Origin of the sequence: Klebsiella sp. HN106 (genome assembly GCF_051209435.1) — a bacterium.
Taxonomy (GTDB): domain Bacteria; phylum Pseudomonadota; class Gammaproteobacteria; order Enterobacterales; family Enterobacteriaceae; genus Klebsiella; species Klebsiella oxytoca.
This window is the reverse complement of the sequence record NZ_JBLURD010000016.1, coordinates 86,930-103,816: the sequence shown is the minus strand read 5'-3', so window position 1 is coordinate 103,816 and position 16,887 is coordinate 86,930. Positions and strand designations below refer to the sequence as shown.

At 56.2% G+C, this 16,887-nt stretch carries 17 protein-coding genes; 8 read left to right on the top strand and 9 right to left on the bottom strand.

What is annotated here, in order from left to right; genetic code table 11:
* A partial coding sequence (locus tag ACSIPU_RS25895) for a transketolase-like TK C-terminal-containing protein (RefSeq protein WP_435322441.1) occupies window positions 1–534 on the top strand: 534 nt, incomplete at its 5' end.
* Between the two features lie 211 nt (window positions 535–745).
* Here ACSIPU_RS25895 and ACSIPU_RS25890 read toward each other — a convergent pair.
* From ACSIPU_RS25890 to ACSIPU_RS25870, 5 genes are read right to left on the bottom strand one after another with little or no spacing between them, the layout of a single operon-like run.
* Complete coding sequence (locus tag ACSIPU_RS25890; RefSeq protein ID WP_049101583.1) at window positions 746–1,402, bottom strand: ABC transporter ATP-binding protein; 657 nt, start codon at window positions 1,400–1,402, stop codon at window positions 746–748.
* The gene (locus ACSIPU_RS25885; protein WP_049101582.1) at window positions 1,396–2,073 is read right to left on the bottom strand and encodes an ABC transporter ATP-binding protein; all 678 of its coding nucleotides are present in this window, start codon (window positions 2,071–2,073) and stop codon (window positions 1,396–1,398) included. The genes ACSIPU_RS25890 and ACSIPU_RS25885 overlap by 7 nt, the downstream gene beginning before the upstream one ends.
* On the bottom strand, window positions 2,061–2,768 hold the full coding sequence (locus ACSIPU_RS25880; RefSeq protein ID WP_016809860.1) for an energy-coupling factor transporter transmembrane component T: 708 nt from the start codon (window positions 2,766–2,768) through the stop codon (window positions 2,061–2,063). The genes ACSIPU_RS25885 and ACSIPU_RS25880 overlap by 13 nt, the downstream gene beginning before the upstream one ends.
* Entirely contained in the window at window positions 2,769–3,347 is a 579-nt protein-coding gene (locus ACSIPU_RS25875; RefSeq protein ID WP_023321620.1) for an ECF transporter S component, read from the bottom strand.
* Between the two features lie 22 nt (window positions 3,348–3,369).
* Window positions 3,370–3,795, bottom strand: a complete 426-nt coding sequence (locus ACSIPU_RS25870) for a PPC domain-containing DNA-binding protein (protein ID WP_049101581.1) — start codon at window positions 3,793–3,795, stop codon at window positions 3,370–3,372.
* Between the two features lie 377 nt (window positions 3,796–4,172).
* On the opposite strand from ACSIPU_RS25870, the gene epd reads away from it, so the two are divergent.
* The 7 genes from epd (at window position 4,173) to srsR (ending at window position 11,278) form a co-directional block, all read left to right on the top strand.
* Entirely contained in the window at window positions 4,173–5,192 is a 1,020-nt protein-coding gene (gene epd, locus ACSIPU_RS25865; protein ID WP_196558200.1) for an erythrose-4-phosphate dehydrogenase, read from the top strand.
* A gap of 51 nt (window positions 5,193–5,243) precedes the next feature.
* Window positions 5,244–6,407, top strand: a complete 1,164-nt coding sequence (gene pgk, locus ACSIPU_RS25860) for a phosphoglycerate kinase (RefSeq protein ID WP_004105627.1) — start codon at window positions 5,244–5,246, stop codon at window positions 6,405–6,407.
* Between the two features lie 97 nt (window positions 6,408–6,504).
* Window positions 6,505–7,584, top strand: a complete 1,080-nt coding sequence (fbaA, locus tag ACSIPU_RS25855) for a class II fructose-bisphosphate aldolase (protein WP_004105626.1) — start codon at window positions 6,505–6,507, stop codon at window positions 7,582–7,584.
* A gap of 189 nt (window positions 7,585–7,773) precedes the next feature.
* Complete coding sequence (locus ACSIPU_RS25850) at window positions 7,774–8,631, top strand: small-conductance mechanosensitive channel MscS (RefSeq protein WP_004115311.1); 858 nt, start codon at window positions 7,774–7,776, stop codon at window positions 8,629–8,631.
* A gap of 148 nt (window positions 8,632–8,779) precedes the next feature.
* Window positions 8,780–9,415 carry an arginine exporter ArgO gene (argO, locus tag ACSIPU_RS25845; protein WP_049094380.1) on the top strand — a complete coding sequence of 212 codons (636 nt, stop codon included), beginning with the start codon at window positions 8,780–8,782 and terminating at the stop codon, window positions 9,413–9,415.
* Between the two features lie 90 nt (window positions 9,416–9,505).
* Window positions 9,506–10,261 (top strand): oxidative stress defense protein, encoded by a 756-nt coding sequence (locus ACSIPU_RS25840; RefSeq protein WP_004105619.1) that lies wholly within the window; start codon window positions 9,506–9,508, stop codon window positions 10,259–10,261.
* Window positions 10,262–10,381: 120 nt separating this feature from the next.
* On the top strand, window positions 10,382–11,278 hold the full coding sequence (gene srsR, locus ACSIPU_RS25835; RefSeq protein ID WP_004105617.1) for a LysR family transcriptional regulator SrsR: 897 nt from the start codon (window positions 10,382–10,384) through the stop codon (window positions 11,276–11,278).
* On the opposite strand, the gene ACSIPU_RS25830 is transcribed toward srsR, so the two are convergent.
* Genes ACSIPU_RS25830 through scpA form a run of 4 tightly spaced genes read right to left on the bottom strand, consistent with a single transcriptional unit; the run spans window position 11,275 to window position 16,693 of the window.
* A complete protein-coding gene (locus ACSIPU_RS25830; protein ID WP_004105615.1) occupies window positions 11,275–12,741 on the bottom strand; it encodes an acetyl-CoA hydrolase/transferase family protein in 1,467 nt (488 codons plus the stop codon). The two genes, srsR and ACSIPU_RS25830, sit on opposite strands and share 4 nt — an antisense overlap.
* A gap of 23 nt (window positions 12,742–12,764) precedes the next feature.
* On the bottom strand, window positions 12,765–13,550 hold the full coding sequence (gene scpB / locus ACSIPU_RS25825; protein ID WP_004105613.1) for a methylmalonyl-CoA decarboxylase: 786 nt from the start codon (window positions 13,548–13,550) through the stop codon (window positions 12,765–12,767).
* Window positions 13,551–13,560: 10 nt separating this feature from the next.
* Window positions 13,561–14,556, bottom strand: coding sequence for a methylmalonyl Co-A mutase-associated GTPase MeaB (gene meaB, locus ACSIPU_RS25820; protein WP_049094378.1), 996 nt, complete (start codon window positions 14,554–14,556; stop codon window positions 13,561–13,563).
* A complete protein-coding gene (scpA, locus tag ACSIPU_RS25815; RefSeq protein WP_004115300.1) occupies window positions 14,549–16,693 on the bottom strand; it encodes a methylmalonyl-CoA mutase in 2,145 nt (714 codons plus the stop codon). Before scpA ends, meaB begins: the two co-directional genes overlap by 8 nt.
* Between the last annotated feature and the right edge of the window lie 194 nt (window positions 16,694–16,887).

Sequence of the window (16,887 nt, the reverse complement as noted above, 5' to 3'; positions counted from 1 at the left end):
AACATGTCCACATGGCGTCCGTGCGACCAGGTGGAATCCGCCATCGCGTGGAAATACGGCGTAGAGCGTCAGGACGGTCCGACCGCGCTGATCCTCTCCCGTCAGAACCTGGCGCAGCAGGAGCGTACCGAAGAGCAGCTGGCGAACGTCGCCCGCGGCGGCTACGTGCTGAAAGATTGCGCCGGTCAGCCGGAGCTGATCTTCATCGCCACCGGCTCTGAAGTGGAGCTGGCGGTTGCCGCTTACGAAAAACTGACTGCCGAAGGCGTGAAGGCGCGCGTGGTTTCCATGCCGTCCACCGACGCGTTCGACAGGCAGGATGCGGCTTACCGTGAAGCGGTGCTGCCGAAAGCGGTCTCTGCGCGCGTGGCCATCGAAGCGGGTATCGCCGACTACTGGTTCAAATACGTGGGCCTGAACGGCGCGATCGTTGGCATGACCACCTTCGGTGAGTCAGCGCCGGCGGAGCAGCTGTTTGAAGAGTTTGGCTTCACCGTGGACAACGTTGTCGCGAAAGCGAAAGCGCTGCTGTAGTCCTTTCCCCCTTCCCGGGGGCGGCGCGGTAAAGCCGCGCCTTGCCCGGGCTACGGGGCCAGCGCGGTCGGGTAGTCCGGACCGGTGCGCGGCACCGCCAGCGGGAAAAGCGTCTGGTATCACCGTGGAAAACGCGGTTGCCAGAGCGGAAGCGCAGCTGTGATTATTCTCACAGCCTGATAAAACGGGTCGCTCAGGCGGCCCGTTTTTTTTAAACCACTCGCAGCAGTCTGCCTTTTTCCATGCGCACCTGGCGGGAAAAGTGCCGCTGTGTAAAAGCCGCGTCATGGCTGATAGCCACTACGCTGGTTCCTCTTTTGCGGCAAACCGTCAGCCACGCTTCAAATATTGCCAGCCAGTGCCGATCAAAATCGCGGCTGGGTTCGTCGAGCAGCAGGATCTCTGGCGCCATAGCTTCCAGACAGGCGACGGCGACCATACGGCGCTGGGCGGTATGCAAATCCAGCGGATGCGCATCAGCTACGCTCTCCAGACTGCATAAATGCAGCGCCGCCGCGGTGCGTTGCGCAACTTCCGCTGCCAGTAATTTCTGTAACCGCAGCCCATAGGCGACCTCTTCAGAGACTTTGCTGTGGAAGAGCTGGTTTTCGGCCTCCTGAAACAGGACGCCGATAATTTTGGCGCGCTGACGATTTTTATACTGCGCCATCGGCTTATTCAACAGATTGACGCTACCGGACGTTGCCGACAGCAGCCCGGCCATTACCCGCAGCAGGGTGGATTTTCCCGCGCCGTTATCGCCGGTAAGCGCCAGCCATTCGCCCTGGCCGAGCGTCAGGGAGATATTTTGCAAACAGTCATCCGCCGCGCCGGGCCAGCGCCAGGTTACCTGATTCAACGTCAACATAGCGGGGAAAGCGCTCCATCATGTAGTCGCCATCCCTGCTGACACCAGGCAAGAAAAGGCGAAGGGGTGCGTTCAAAAAGGATGATCAGTGAATGCTGCGCCAGCGCCCAGTGCCGCAGACGTGTCAGAAGCATGGCGGTAGTTTGCGCCGTCAGGCGGCTAAAGGCTTCATCAAGGATCAGTAGCGTTGGCTGCATAGCCAGCGCGCAGGCGATCGCCACGCGCTGAGTTTCTCCACCGGAGAGCGTGGACGGATGGCGGTGACGTAACTCCTGGCACTCCATCAGCGAGAGCGCCGCGTCAACACGACGCATAATCTCGTCTTCGTGAAGGCAAAGATTTTCAGGGCCAAAAGCGACCTCTTCTTCGACGCTGAAGGTACAACCGGAAAGCTGGAGATAGGGGGATTGCTGGACCAGCTGGATGGTCTGCGCCCGTTCGACCAGCGATTGCTGTCCAATAGGGATGCCAAGCAGAGTGCCATGACCTTCGATATCGCCGGGCAGAAAATCCGGATACCAGCCCGCCATGATCTGCGCCAGAGTGCTTTTCCCGCTGCCGTTATCGCCAAAAATCGCCACCATGCCGGGCTGCGAATAATGGAAATCAAAGCATGATGAAGGACCCGTTGCCCGGGTCGGGTGATAACGGAACTGTTCTAACGTAACCATAGCCAGGCTCCCGCTTCAGCGACCATCGCCAGCAGCATGCCGTAACGCGCCAGACGTTGTAAGGTGCTGTCTTTCGGCGCCCAAAGCGTAGTGCGCCGACGATGTAAACGAAATGCCCGCATATCCAGCGCCGCCCCGCGTATCGCCAGATCGTTAAGCGCGTTATGGGTCAGAGGGATAATGAGCGCAGGCATTGCGCGCAGCCGCTGATATCCATTCTCGTCCAGCGGTACGCCGCGGGCGCGTTGGGCTTCGTGGATAATCGTCAACTGGCGCTTTAGCTGTTCGACAACCAGCAGCGGGCCAGCGAACAGATAAGCGACGCCCGGCGGCAGGCGTGAGGCAAACAGGGCGCGAATAAAGCGCTGTACCGGTACGTACTCCATCCAGAGCTGTGACGTGGAAACAATCGCCAGAATTCTCAGCCACAGCGTGATGGCGTTCGCCCAGCGCTGCGGGTCGCGGGGCTGGCCGCTCAGCCACTGGGTAAACCAGCCGCCGTGGACCAGCCACAGGCCAATGCCCAGCGAGAGTAGTAGCCAGGCGACATATTTTGCCCGCCGTCGCGTCGCTTTTAGCAGCACTAAACTGAGAAAAGCCGCGGCGCTATACACCGGCAGCACCGTATCCGTCGGTAGCAGCAGCGTGGTCACTGCCGCCAGCGCCCAGAGCGTTAAGGAGGTAAAAGGGTGCATTTAGCGTACGGCGGACATAGCAGGAAAATGGCGCAACGTACGCAGCGGCAGCTGGCGCAACAGGGTCCAGACGATAATCGCGGTAAGAATTTTATCCACCAGATTGGCGCCTAAGACGGTAATTGCCACCGACTCCAGCAGATTCTGACCTACCGAATGCATCCAGGCGACGAACAGATCCGCACCGCTTCCCGTCACGCCGCCAAACAGCGCCGTCCGCAGCGGCACGGCAACCGCGGTCACGGCGAGGGTAATGACAACCCCGCTAATGATCACCTTAGGTAAAGTGCGGAACCATCCCGCTCTCGCCAGCCATCCGGCAACCAGGCCAATCACCATAGCCACTGGCGCAAAGGCGGCGGCAATCGGATCGGTCAGCAGACCCCACAGAAGATTGGTCAGTAAACCGGTCAACATGCCAATGACCGGTCCGAGTAGAACCGCGCTGATCAAGGTGCCGATTGAATCGAGAAAAATGGGAAGTTTTAACATACTGATGAGCTGTCCGCCGATCATGTTGATGGCGACGGCGATCGCAATCAGCACCAGGGACTGGCTGGTAAATTGGCGACGAGCCATAGAAACCTCTTTAAGGGAAAAGTTATCGGGATGAGATGACCAGTTCGTCATAGCCGGAAAGTGCGCACGGCTGACGGCTAAATGCCAGGGAGGTCAGTTCGCCTATCACCAGCTCAAGGGTGGTGCGGACGGTACAGCCGGGCATCATATGGCCGCCGAGCATCGCGCCTTGCGGATCGGATATCGCTAAATGAAGATGTTCTCCTTTCAATTCCAGCGTGCCATTCAGCGAGATAACCTCGTAGGTTCCGTTCAGTAAGGTGGTCTCATCCTGGCCGGCAAAACGTAGTGCCGCATTGCTTAAGCTACCGGTACAGCCGGCGATCCAGGCTGACTGAATATGGTGCAGTTGCAGGAAGGCGCGCAGGCGTGAAAAAACCTCCTCGCCCGGAAGTAAGCGAAGCGCATAGTAACGTGCCGCAGAGGGCTGCAAGTGGGGAATGGTCATCTTTTTCGAGGGACTCCGAGACTCGGACGTAGCGGCAATAATATCGCCGCTGTTCAGTATGGTTTCTGATATAAATCAGTAATTGCGGCACGACAACGAAAAGATCTTGCTACGCTTATTCTTAATTCTGGAATATGGAATAAATGCCGCCCCAGAAGGGGTAAAAGTGTGATGTAAGTCAGATAAATGGTTTCTCCAGCTGGACAATCATTCCTTTTATTCCTCGTTTGGCTTATTCTAGCTGAAGCGTTTCAGTCGTCTAAATGTTCGACAATTAATCAATCAGTCGCAGTTTGCGACAGGTAAGGTTTCCCTTAGAGCGTCGCTGCATTACTCTGTCAGCCACCTCATATCATGGATAGCCTTGCAGGAGACCTATGACCATACGCATTGCGATTAATGGCTTCGGTCGCATCGGGCGTAACGTGGTTCGTGCTTTGTATGAATCCGGACGTCGTGCGGAAATCACCGTGGTGGCAATCAATGAACTGGCGGATGCTGCCGGCATCGCGCATTTATTGAAATATGACACCAGCCATGGACGCTTTGCCTGGGTTGTGCGCCAGGAGAGAGAGCAGCTGTTTGTCGGCGATGACGCCATCCGTCTGCTGCATGAATCTTCCCTTGAGGCGTTGCCCTGGCGGGAACTGGCGGTTGATGTGGTGCTTGACTGCACCGGCGCTTATGGCAGCCGCGAGCATGGCGAAGCCCATCTGCGGGCCGGCGCGAAGAAAGTGCTCTTTTCACATCCTGGCGGCAACGATCTCGACGCGACGATCGTGTTTGGCGTCAACCATGATGAGCTGCGCGCTGAGCACCGTATCGTCTCCAACGCCTCCTGCACCACCAACTGCATTATTCCGGTCATTAAGCTGTTAGATGATGCCTACGGCATAGAGTCAGGAACGGTAACCACGATTCACTCCGCGATGCACGATCAGCAGGTTATCGATGCTTACCATCCGGATTTGCGCCGGACGCGAGCGGCCAGTCAGTCGATCATCCCGGTTGATACTAAGCTTGCTGCGGGGATCACGCGTATTTTCCCTCAGTTTAACGATCGCTTTGAAGCTATCGCGGTCCGTGTTCCGACGATTAATGTGACGGCGATCGACCTTAGCGTCACGGTGAAAAAACCGGTAAAAGCGAGTGAAGTCAACCAGTTGCTGCAAAAAGCAGCACAGGGTGCATTTCATGGTATAGTTGACTATACGGAATTGCCGTTAGTCTCGATAGATTTCAACCACGATCCGCATAGCGCCATCGTCGATGGCACGCAAACGCGGGTAAGTGGCGCGCATTTGATCAAAACGCTGGTCTGGTGCGATAACGAATGGGGCTTTGCTAACCGGATGCTCGACACCACGTTAGCGATGGCCGCACAAGGTTTCAGGTAAGGCGCTCAGGCGCCTGCAAAACTTTATCAAGAATCAACGAGAGGATTCACCATGTCTGTAATTAAGATGACCGATCTGGATCTGGCTGGTAAACGCGTTTTTATCCGTGCGGATCTGAACGTACCGGTTAAAGAAGGGAAAGTAACCAGCGATGCGCGTATCCGTGCTTCTCTGCCGACCATCGAACTGGCCCTGAAACAGGGTGCGAAAGTGATGGTCACTTCCCACCTGGGTCGTCCTACCGAAGGCGAGTACAACGAAGAATTCTCTCTGCTGCCGGTTGTTAACTACCTGAAAGACAAACTGTCTAACCCGGTACGTCTGGTTAAAGATTACCTGGACGGCGTTGAAGTCGCTGCCGGCGAGCTGGTGGTTCTGGAAAACGTTCGCTTTAACAAAGGCGAGAAAAAAGATGACGAAGCGCTGTCGAAAAAATACGCTGCGCTGTGCGATGTCTTCGTTATGGATGCGTTCGGTACTGCTCACCGCGCGCAGGCTTCTACTCACGGTATCGGCAAATTCGCTGACGTCGCTTGTGCAGGTCCGCTGCTGGCCGCTGAGCTGGACGCCCTGGGTAAAGCGCTGAAAGAACCGGCTCGTCCGATGGTGGCTATCGTCGGTGGTTCTAAAGTTTCCACTAAACTGACCGTTCTGGACTCCCTGTCTAAAATCGCTGACCAGCTGATCGTCGGCGGCGGCATCGCCAACACCTTCGTTGCCGCTCAGGGCCACAACGTGGGTAAATCCCTGTACGAAGCCGATCTGGTTGACGAAGCTAAACGCCTCCTGACGACCTGCGATATCCCGGTTCCGACTGACGTTCGCGTAGCGACCGAGTTCTCTGAAACCGCAACCGCTACCCTGAAATCTGTCAACGACATTAAAGATGACGAGCAGATTCTGGACCTGGGCGATGCTTCCGCAGAGAAACTGGCTGAAATCCTGAAAAACGCCAAAACCATCCTGTGGAACGGCCCGGTCGGCGTGTTCGAATTCCCGAACTTCCGCAAAGGGACTGAAATCGTGGCTAACGCCATCGCAGATAGCGAAGCGTTCTCCATCGCAGGCGGCGGCGACACCCTGGCAGCAATCGACCTGTTCGGCATTGCTGACAAAATCTCCTACATCTCCACCGGCGGCGGCGCATTCCTCGAATTCGTGGAAGGTAAAGTTCTGCCGGCAGTAGCCATGCTCGAAGAGCGCGCTAAGCAGTAATTCAGTTCAGGCGGGGAGACCCGCCTGTTTTTCAGCGCGCGTAAAAGCTCGCGAACCTTCTTCAACGGTCGAAGATACAGATACAGGACTACGTAACATGTCTAAAATTTTTGATTTCGTAAAACCGGGCGTCATCACTGGCGACGACGTTCAGAAAGTGTTCCAGGTAGCTAAAGAAAACAACTTTGCTCTGCCAGCGGTAAACTGCGTGGGTACTGATTCCATCAACGCCGTTCTGGAAGCAGCTGCAAAAGTTCGTTCTCCGGTTATCGTTCAGTTCTCTAACGGCGGCGCAGCGTTCATCGCGGGCAAAGGCGTGAAAACTGACGTTCCTCAGGGCGCAGCCATCCTGGGCGCTATCTCTGGCGCGCATCACGTTCATCAGATGGCTGAACACTACGGTGTTCCGGTTATCCTGCACACTGACCACTGCGCTAAGAAACTGCTGCCGTGGATCGACGGTCTGCTGGACGCGGGTGAAAAACACTTCGCCGCGACCGGTAAACCGCTGTTCTCTTCTCACATGATTGACCTGTCTGAAGAGTCCCTGCACGAAAACATCGAGATCTGTTCTAAGTACCTGGCGCGTATGGCCAAAATGGACATGACTCTGGAAATCGAACTGGGCTGCACCGGCGGCGAAGAAGACGGCGTGGACAACAGCCACATGGACGCTTCCGCTCTGTATACCCAGCCGGAAGACGTTGATTACGCCTACACTGAGCTGAGCAAAATCAGCCCGCGTTTCACCATCGCCGCTTCCTTCGGTAACGTACACGGCGTTTACAAGCCGGGCAACGTGGTGCTGACCCCGACTATCCTGCGCGACTCTCAGGAATACGTTTCTAAGAAACATAACCTGCCGCACAACAGCCTGAACTTCGTCTTCCACGGCGGTTCCGGTTCTTCCGCTCAGGAAATCAAAGACTCCGTAAGCTACGGCGTGATCAAAATGAACATCGATACCGATACCCAATGGGCAACCTGGGACGGTATCCTGCAGTACTACAAAGCTAACGAAGCTTACCTGCAGGGTCAGCTGGGCAACCCGAAAGGCGAAGACCAGCCGAACAAGAAATACTACGATCCGCGCGTATGGCTGCGCGCTGCACAGACGTCCATGGTGACTCGTCTGGAGCAGGCATTTAAAGAGCTGAACGCGATCGACGTTCTGTAAGAAAGTTTCGTTTCTTACCCGGAAGCCCGCAGAAATGCGGGCTTTTTTATTATCTCAACGACATGAAATGTTGCTAAATAAATGTGATCAATTTGGCAAAACGGACTCTTTTTGTTTACCCTTAACCTGTTTGCAATTATCAGGTTTGGTTATTTTATTTCCCGTCCGGGTATCCATAAGGAAAGTTGAATGGAAGATTTGAACGTTGTCGATAGCATAAATAACGCCGGTTCATGGCTGGTGCGCAATCAGGCATTACTGCTGAGCTATGCCGTCAACATTGTCGCGGCCATCGCGATTATTATTGTTGGTCTGATCGTGGCGCGGATTGTTTCCAACACCGTCAATCGCCTGATGCGGGCTCGACATATTGATGCCACCGTTGCCGATTTTCTTTCTGCGCTGGTACGCTACGCCGTCATTGCTTTCACGCTGATCGCCGCCCTCGGCCGCGTGGGTGTGCAAACCGCTTCGGTTATCGCGGTACTTGGCGCCGCGGGCTTAGCCGTCGGTCTGGCGCTGCAGGGGTCGCTGTCTAACCTTGCCGCTGGGGTCCTGCTGGTCGTTTTCCGCCCATTCCGCGCTGGTGAATACGTTGACCTTGGCGGTATCGCGGGTACCGTGCTGAACGTGCAGATTTTCTCCACGACCCTGCGCAGCGCAGATGGCAAAATTGTGGTGGTACCGAACGGTAAAATCATTGCCGGGAATATCATCAACTTCTCTCGCGAGCCGGTACGTCGCAACGAGTTTATTATCGGCGTGGCCTACGATGCGGACATCGACCAAGTGAAGCAGCTGCTCACCAACATCATCGAATCGGATGAACGTATTCTCAAAGATCGTGAAATGACCGTTCGCCTGAATGAACTGGGCGCTTCATCTGTGAACTACGTGGTGCGCGTATGGAGTAAGAGCAGCGATCTGCAAAGCGTGTACTGGGACGTCCTGGAGCGTATTAAGCGCGATTTTGACGCCAACGGCATCAGCTTCCCGTATCCGCAGATGGATGTTCATGTCATTCGTCCGCAGGAAAAAGCAGAATAATTTCCCTTTTAATACAGGCCGGTATATCCGGCCTTTTTTGTACCCAGTATTAGTCGTCCTTATTAGCGATTAAAATTTTCAATTTCCTCTAATGATTTCTGCACGCTATATTCCCCGGCATTGACTCTTTCAGTGGAAATTCCTCTCGATGTTATCGTATTACTTTCAGGGCCTTGCCCTGGGAGCGGCTATGATTTTGCCGCTCGGTCCGCAAAACGCTTTTGTGATGAATCAGGGTATTCGTCGTCAGTACCATCTGATGATTGCTTTGCTATGCGCCATCAGCGATCTGCTGCTTATCTGCGCCGGAATTTTTGGCGGCAGCGCGCTGCTGATGCAGTCCCCGTGGCTGCTGGCGCTGGTGACCTGGGGCGGCGTCGTTTTTTTATTGTGGTACGGTTTTGGCGCGCTGAAAACGGCCTTTAGCAGCAATCTGGAGCTGGCCAGCGCGGAGGTGATGAAGCAGGGGCGCTGGAAAATCATCGTCACCATGCTGGCGGTGACCTGGCTGAATCCTCACGTTTATCTGGATACGTTTGTGGTGCTTGGAAGCCTCGGCGGACAGCTGGAGATGGAGCCAAAGCGCTGGTTTGCCCTGGGCACCATCAGCGCCTCATTCTTATGGTTCTTTGGTCTGGCCCTGCTGGCCGCCTGGCTGGCCCCGCGCCTGCGCACGGCAAAAGCGCAGCGAATTATCAACGTGCTGGTCGGTCTGGTCATGTGGATCATCGCGCTGGAGCTGGCGAAAGACGGCTTCGCTCATGTGCAGGCGCTGCTTAACTAAGCCTTGTCCGATGGACTTTCTCCGCGTAAGCGCTAAGCTTGCAGGCATGCGTCTGCGTATAGACGACCAATGTAAGATGGAGAAACGACAGTGAAGTTAAAAGTCATGGCCCTGGCGGCGGCACTCGGATTTAGCGCAATGGCAGTTCAGGCCAATGAATTGCCAAACGGCCCACATATTGTTACTTCAGGTACCGCCAGCGTCGCTGCGGTTCCTGATATCGCCACGCTGGCGATTGAAGTTAACGTCTCCGCGAAAGATGCGGCATCCGCTAAAAAACAGGCAGATGAACGCGTGGCTCAGTATCTCTCCTTCCTGGAAAAGAGCGGCATTGCGAAGAAAGACATTAACTCTGCCAACCTGCGTACCCAGCCTGATTATGATTATCAGAACGGCAAAAGCATTCTTAAGGGCTATCGCGCGGTGCGTAGCGTTGAAGTCACGCTGCGCCAGCTGGATAAGCTCAACGGGTTGTTAGATGGAGCATTAAAAGCCGGTCTGAACGAGATCCGTTCGGTCTCACTGGGCGTGGCGCAGCCGGACGCTTACAAAGATAAGGCGCGAAAAGCGGCGATTGACGATGCGATTCATCAGGCTCAGGAGCTGGCTAGCGGATTCCACGGCAAACTGGGGCCGGTTTATAGCGTTCGCTATCATGTCTCCAACTACCAGCCGAGCCCGATGGTGCGGATGATGAAAGCCGATGCGGCGCCGGTATCTGCTCAGGAAAGCTACGAGCAGGCGACCATTCAGTTTGATGACCAGGTGGACGTGGTGTTTGAGCTGCAGCCGACCCAGCCTGCGTCGCCAGCGAAACCGGCTGAAGAGCCAAAAGCAGCGCAGTAATCCTCCTGCCCGGCCTTCGCGCCGGGCTTTTTCTGTGACTATCTGTAAAAATGAGAGCGCAGCACAAGTCTTTTCCCTGAATGAGGTAAGGATAGATCCCTGTTTTCCTGTGAGGTGAGCATGGATATCTTTATTTCTAAAAAGATGCGCAATTTCATTCTGTTGGCGCAGACCAATAACATCGCCAGAGCGGCGGAAAAAATCCATATGACCGCATCGCCCTTTGGCAAAAGCATTGCTGCGCTTGAGGATCAGATCGGCTATACGTTATTTACCCGCAAAGATAACAGCATCAGTCTCAATAAAGCGGGGCAGGAGCTCTATCAGAAGCTGTTTCCTATTTACCAGCGCCTATCGGCCATCGATAACGAAATACACTATTCCGCGCGCCGCTCGCGCAACGTTGTTATCGGCATCGACAACACCTATCCGACGATAATTTTCGACCAGCTCATCAGCCTGGGCGATAAATACGATGGCGTGACCACCCAGGCCGTGGAGTTCAGCGAGAATGGCGTGATTGATAATCTTTTCGACCGTCAGCTGGATTTTATTATTTCGCCGCAGCATGTTTCGCCCCGCGTGCAGGAGCTGGAAAATCTGACCATCAGCGAACTGGCGCCGCTGCGTCTGGGGTTTCTTGTTTCTCGCCGTTATGAAGATAAGCCGCCGCAGGATCTGTTACGTGAACTGCCCTGGCTGCAGATGCGTTTCCAGAATCGGGCCAATTTTGAGGCGATGCTGGACGCCTATATGCGCCCCTGCGGAATCAACCCGACGGTTATCTATCGCCCCTATAGCTTTATGGCGAAAATTAGCGCCGTAGAGCGGGGGCAGTTTTTAACGGTTATTCCTTACTTCGCCTGGCGTCTGGTAAATCCGGCGAAGCTGAAGTACTTCGACGCGCCCGGTAGCGCCATGTATATGCAGGAGTATCTCTATTCGCTGAAAAACCATCGCTATACCGCCACGATGCTTCAGCACATAACTGAAGATCGCGACGGTACGGAGGGCTAACCGAGCATTGAACCGTGCTCAAGCAGATTACGATGCAGGTCGAAGGCGTGGGTGAGGTCGTGGTGAATATGCCCGCCGGGAGCGCTCTGCAGATAGCGATGTAAATAGTCCCGGTAGAGCGGATGCGCGCAGTTATCAATGATAGCGCGGGCGCGCTGCAGCGGCGACAGCCCGCGCAGATCGGCGATACCCTGCTCGGTAACGATCGCCTTCACGCTGTGCTCGCTGTGATCGACATGGCTGCACATCGGCACGATAGTGGAGATCTTCCCGTCTTTGGCGATGGACGGCGCCATAAAGATAGAGAGCCAGGCGTTGCGTTCAAAATCGCCGCTACCGCCGATGCCGTTCATCAGATTCACCCCGGCTACGTGCGTGGAATTGGCGTGTCCGTAGATATCAAACTCCAGCCCCACGTTGAGGGCGATAACCCCCAGACGGCGGATAATTTCCGGATGATTGGAGATCTCCTGCGGGCGCAGGACAATGCGGCTGGCGAAGAAATCCATATTGGCGTAAATCTTGCGCAACGAATCGGCGGATATTGTCAGGCTGGAGGCGCTGACGCCGGTGACTTTCCCTGTTTCCAGTAGATGGACTACCGACTCCTGTAAGACCTCGGAGTACATCATAAAAGAGGGAATATCTGGATTCTCACCCAGCCGCGCCATGACCGCGTTATTGATATTACCCACGCCGCTTTGCAGCGGCAAAAATTCAGGCGGGATGCGCCCGCGAGCCATCTCTTCCAGCAGAAAGGTGACCACGTTATCGGCAATTTTCTGACAAACCGGATTATTTTTATCGAGCAGGTTTCCGGCGTCGGGCAGTTCGGTCTCCACGACCGCGACAATTTTTTTCGGATCGATTTGCACGTACCGACTACCCACGCGATCCATCGCATGAAAGATGGCAATGCTGTTGCGCCGCGGCGGGGCGCCGGGGAGCACGATATCGGCCAGCTCGGCAACCCGAGGGCTGTGATAATGATTGAGTTCGATGATCACTTTCTTCGCCCGTAGCAGCCAGGTGGGCGCGTTGCCGATACCGCTGGTGAGCCAGACCCGCCCGTCCGGCGCGATAGCCGAGGCTTCGATCACCGCGACATCAATCTCACCAAAGAAGCCGTAGTTAACCATTTGCGCCACTTCGCTCAGGTGCAGATCGACAAACTTCACCTTCCCCTGATTGATTTTTTGCCGCAGGCCCGACGCGGTCTGATACGGCGCGCGCCACGAGACGGCATCGGCTGCCGATAATGCATCATCGGCGGCGGCGCTAATTGATGCGCCGGTCAGCAGGCGGATCTGGAAAGGCTTCTGCGCCCGATGTAACTCACCGGCGCGGCGAGCGATAGCCGCGGGCAGCGCTTTGGGCGAACCGGCGGGAGTGAAGCCGCTGAACGCCACCATCTGGTCGTGCTGGATAATCTCCGCCGCTTCATCGGCGCTCATCCGTTTCATTTTGCACTCCTTAACCGGGATGATTAATGGCCGACGAATTCAGGTTTACGCTTTTCCATAAACGCGCTCATGCCTTCCCGATAATCCTCACTGTCGTAGACGGCGCGGCGCATTCCCTGAATACGTTCGAACTCATCGGAATTCATGGTGTGCGCCTCGCCAAGCACGCGCAGCTCTTCCTTAATGACCGCTATCGCCAGCGGCGCTTTCTCGGCAATGTGGTGCGCCATCTGTAAGGTAAAATCTTCCAGTTCGCCAGCGTCCACCACGTGATTGAGAATACCGACCGCCAGCGCGCGCTGGGCGGTAATCGGCAGGGCGGTGAAAATCAGCTCTTTCACGATATGAAAGCCAGCGTCACGGGTCAGATTGTGAATGCCGACCAGGTTGTAGGGCACGCCGAGATTCACCGGCGTCATGGAGAACGTTGACGTACTGGCGGCGATGATCAGATCGGAGCTCATGATCATCTCAAACGCGCCGCCCCAGACGCTCCCTTCGACCATGGAGATCACCGGTTTCGGATATTTTTGGATCATGCGGGTAATCTGGCGCAGCGGATCGTCATACGAAAGCGGATCGCGGCGTCCGCCGGGTAATTCGTGGATGTCATGGCCGGCGGAGAAAACTTTTGATCCGCCAGGCGCGCGTAAAATGACGCAGCGAATTTCCGGCCTGTTGAGGTCGCTCAACGCCTGCATCAGGTCGTCGATAAACACCTTGCTTAAGGCGTTAAGCTTGCGGCTATAGTTGAACTCAATCACCGCAACCTTCTGGATAATTTCGACGTTAACATATTGATAAGACATAACTATCCCTTTATGCAAAGTAATGATTCTGGAGGAATTCGCTAATCTGCCGCAGGCCGGTGCGCGGCGAGAGGCCATTGTTTTTCACCGCCTGTAGCGTTTGCTGGAAGTAGCGATCAAAGTCCGCTCGGGCAAACAGCAGATGCAGCGCCTCGGTTTCGGTCTGCTTTTGCAGCCACTCCAGCGCCTGACGCTGGCGCAGCTTTTCAAGATCGCCGCTGTCGGTGAGGGTGGTGTTGAAGTCAAGGATAGCGAGCCAGACGGCTTCGATACCGCGCTGCTCCAGCGCGCTACAGCTCAAAACGCGCGGCTGCCACGCGGCGTGCTTGCGGCGCAGAATATGCAGGGCGGATTCATACATATGGCGGGTGATAGCCACGCTGGCGCGGTTCTCGCCATCATCTTTATTGATAACCACGATATCCGCCATCTCCATGATCCCTTTTTTAATGCCCTGTAGATCGTCACCGCCGCCGGCAATCTGCAGTGAGATAAAGCAGTCCACCAGGCGGGAGACCTCCGTTTCCGACTGGCCGACGCCGACGGTTTCGACAATGACCACGTCATAGCCCGCCGCTTCGCACAACAGTATCAGCTCCCGCGTGCGCAGGCTGGTGCCGCCCAGATGGCCGCTCGAGGGCACCGGGCGGATAAATGCCGAGTCCGAGCGCGCCAGTTCGATCATGCGCGTCTTGTCGCCAAGAATGCTGCCGCCGCCGATTGGGCTGCTTGGATCGACCGCTATCACCGCGACCCGCAGGCCATGGCGAATCAGCAGCATGCCGAAGGCTTCCAGAAAGGTACTCTTTCCGGCTCCCGGCGTGCCGGTGACGCCGAGGCGCAGGGCGTTGCCGGTGAAGGGCATAATCGCATCCAGCAGCTGGGCGCACAGCGCCTGGTGGCGGGGATGCTGACTCTCTACCAGCGTCATGGCCTGGGCGAGCGTGGCCCGCTCGCCCAAACGTAATCGCCGAATGGCGTCGCTCAGGGTGGATGAGTTAATCATGATGCTGGCTAATCCTCATCAGGACGTCGCGTACGCTCTCCAGCATCGGCGTGCCGGGGCCATAAATAGCGGCCACGCCGCGCGCCTGCAGAAACGCGTAATCCTGCGGCGGAATGACGCCGCCGGCGATGACGCAGATATCTTCCCGTCCCCATTTTTTCAACGCATCGACCAGCTCGGGGATCAGCGTTTTGTGGCCTGCCGCCAGCGATGAGGCGCCAACCACGTGTACGTCGTTCTCCACGGCGAGGCGGGCGATCTCCTCCGGGGTAGAAAACATCGGGCTCAGGTCAACATCGAAGCCAAGATCGGAATAGGCGCTGGCGATCACTTTGGCGCCGCGATCGTGACCGTCCTGACCCATTTTGGCGATCAGAATGCGCGGGCGACGGCCGCGTTCCGCGAGGAATTTTTCGGTTTGCGCAACAATGGCGTCAAACTCGCAGGCGGCTTTATCTGACTGATGGTAGCTTTGCGCAATCACGCCGGTGACGCACTGGCTGGGCACCAGATAGCGGTCAAAGGCCACCTCCAGTGCGTCGGAGATTTCACCCAGCGTAGCGCGCACGCGGGCGGCGTTGATGGCGGCGGCCAGCAGATTTTCATCATGCTGCGCGGCGTGGGTGAGGGCGTTCAGCGCGGCTTTTACCGTCACATCGTCCCTACTGGCCCGTATTTTTTTCAGCGAGGCGATCTGCTCGTTGCGTACCTTGACGTTGTCGATCTCCAGCACTGCCGTTTCATCTTCTTTTTCCAGCTTGTACTTATTGACGCCGACGATGACGCGCTTGCCCTGGTCGATCAGCGATTGCTCGCGGGCAGAGGCCTCTTCGATCATCCGTTTCGGCAATCCGGCTTCGATCGCCTTCGCCATCCCTCCCGCTTCGTCGATCTGCTGCATAATGGCTCGCGCCTGCTTAACGATTTGATCGGTCAGCGACTCGACGTAATACGATCCCCCCAGCGGATCCACGGTGCGGCAGATCTCCGACTCCTCCTGAATGATGATCTGCGTATTACGCGCGATACGTGCGGAAAAGTCGGTGGGCAGGCCGAGCGCCTCATCAAAGGCGTTAGTATGCAGCGACTGGGTGCCGCCGAGCGTGGCGCCGAGCGCTTCGATGGTGGTGCGGATCACGTTGTTATAGGGATCCTGCTCGGTGAGGCTCCAGCCGGAAGTCTGGCAGTGGGTGCGCAGGGCTAACGATTTTGGATTGGTGGCGCCGAAGCCGCTCACCGCTTCGCTCCACAGATAGCGTGCGGCGCGCAGCATCGCGACGTTCATAAACAGATCCATGCCGATGCCGAAGAAGAACGACAGGCGCGGGGCGAAGTCATCGATTTTCAGGCCGGCGGAGAGCGCGGCCTTAATGTATTCGATGCCGTCGGCCAGGGTAAAGGCCACCTGCTGCACGCAGTTGGCTCCGGCTTCGCCCATGTGATAGCCGCTGATGCTGATGGTATTAAAGCGCGGCATATTGCCCGAACACCAGGCGATGATGTCGGCAATAATGCGCATTGAGGGCTTCGGCGGGTAAATATAGGTATTCCGGCACAGATACTCTTTCAGAATATCGTTCTGGATCGTGCCGGTGAGCCGTTCCGGCGCAACGCCTTGCTCTTCCGCCGCGACGATATAAAACGCCATTACCGGCAGCACCGCGCCGTTCATGGTCATCGACACGGACATTTCATCCAGCGGGATGCGATCGAACAGAATCTTCATATCTTCGACGGTATCGATCGCTACCCCCGCTTTCCCCACGTCGCCCGCCACGCGAGGATTGTCGGAGTCATAGCCCCGATGGGTCGCGAGATCGAAGGCGACGGAAAGCCCTTTCTGCCCGGCAGCGAGGTTGCGGCGATAGAAGGCGTTGGACTCTTTCGCGGTTGAGAAACCAGCGTACTGGCGGATGGTCCACGGCTGGGCGGTATACATGGTGGCGCGGGGGCCGCGGACGTAAGGCGGCAGGCCGGGCAGGGTGCCGGTCACTTCCAGATTATCAATATCGGCTTCGGTATACAGCGGTTTAACGGCAATCCCTTCTGCCGTCTGTTTTACCAGAGCATCGACGGTTTTTCCCCGCCGGCTAAGCTCCTTGTTGGCGAGCGTTTGCCACTCTCGTAACTCTGACATTTTGTGCTCCGTATGCGCAATAAAATAGGGTGTTGCAAATACGGTGAGCTTTTTAAGACGCTCTGTCGCCAGCAAAAAATAGCCATCAGCGCGTCGTTTTTTGCCGCATGAAATGTTCTATTTTGTGATGAATTTCAAAGATATGAATAGAAGAAGGTGGGTCATGCAGGCCGGACGGCGCCGACCTGCCCGGG

What these genes read in the sequence shown, in the direction of transcription:
- ACSIPU_RS25830 (WP_004105615.1), bottom strand. Translation starts at nt 12,741, where the DNA reads ATGAAACGGATGAGCGCCGATGAAGCGGCGGAGATTATCCAGCACGAC.
- scpB (WP_004105613.1), bottom strand. Translation starts at nt 13,550, where the DNA reads ATGTCTTATCAATATGTTAACGTCGAAATTATCCAGAAGGTTGCGGTG.
- epd (WP_196558200.1), top strand. Translation starts at nt 4,173, where the DNA reads ATGACCATACGCATTGCGATTAATGGCTTCGGTCGCATCGGGCGTAAC.
- ACSIPU_RS25885 (WP_049101582.1), bottom strand. Translation starts at nt 2,073, where the DNA reads ATGGTTACGTTAGAACAGTTCCGTTATCACCCGACCCGGGCAACGGGT.
- fbaA (WP_004105626.1), top strand. Translation starts at nt 6,505, where the DNA reads ATGTCTAAAATTTTTGATTTCGTAAAACCGGGCGTCATCACTGGCGAC.
- ACSIPU_RS25850 (WP_004115311.1), top strand. Translation starts at nt 7,774, where the DNA reads ATGGAAGATTTGAACGTTGTCGATAGCATAAATAACGCCGGTTCATGG.
- ACSIPU_RS25890 (WP_049101583.1), bottom strand. Translation starts at nt 1,402, where the DNA reads ATGTTGACGTTGAATCAGGTAACCTGGCGCTGGCCCGGCGCGGCGGAT.
- ACSIPU_RS25870 (WP_049101581.1), bottom strand. Translation starts at nt 3,795, where the DNA reads ATGACCATTCCCCACTTGCAGCCCTCTGCGGCACGTTACTATGCGCTT.
- meaB (WP_049094378.1), bottom strand. Translation starts at nt 14,556, where the DNA reads ATGATTAACTCATCCACCCTGAGCGACGCCATTCGGCGATTACGTTTG.
- argO (WP_049094380.1), top strand. Translation starts at nt 8,780, where the DNA reads ATGTTATCGTATTACTTTCAGGGCCTTGCCCTGGGAGCGGCTATGATT.
- pgk (WP_004105627.1), top strand. Translation starts at nt 5,244, where the DNA reads ATGTCTGTAATTAAGATGACCGATCTGGATCTGGCTGGTAAACGCGTT.
- ACSIPU_RS25880 (WP_016809860.1), bottom strand. Translation starts at nt 2,768, where the DNA reads ATGCACCCTTTTACCTCCTTAACGCTCTGGGCGCTGGCGGCAGTGACC.
- scpA (WP_004115300.1), bottom strand. Translation starts at nt 16,693, where the DNA reads ATGTCAGAGTTACGAGAGTGGCAAACGCTCGCCAACAAGGAGCTTAGC.
- ACSIPU_RS25875 (WP_023321620.1), bottom strand. Translation starts at nt 3,347, where the DNA reads ATGGCTCGTCGCCAATTTACCAGCCAGTCCCTGGTGCTGATTGCGATC.
- srsR (WP_004105617.1), top strand. Translation starts at nt 10,382, where the DNA reads ATGGATATCTTTATTTCTAAAAAGATGCGCAATTTCATTCTGTTGGCG.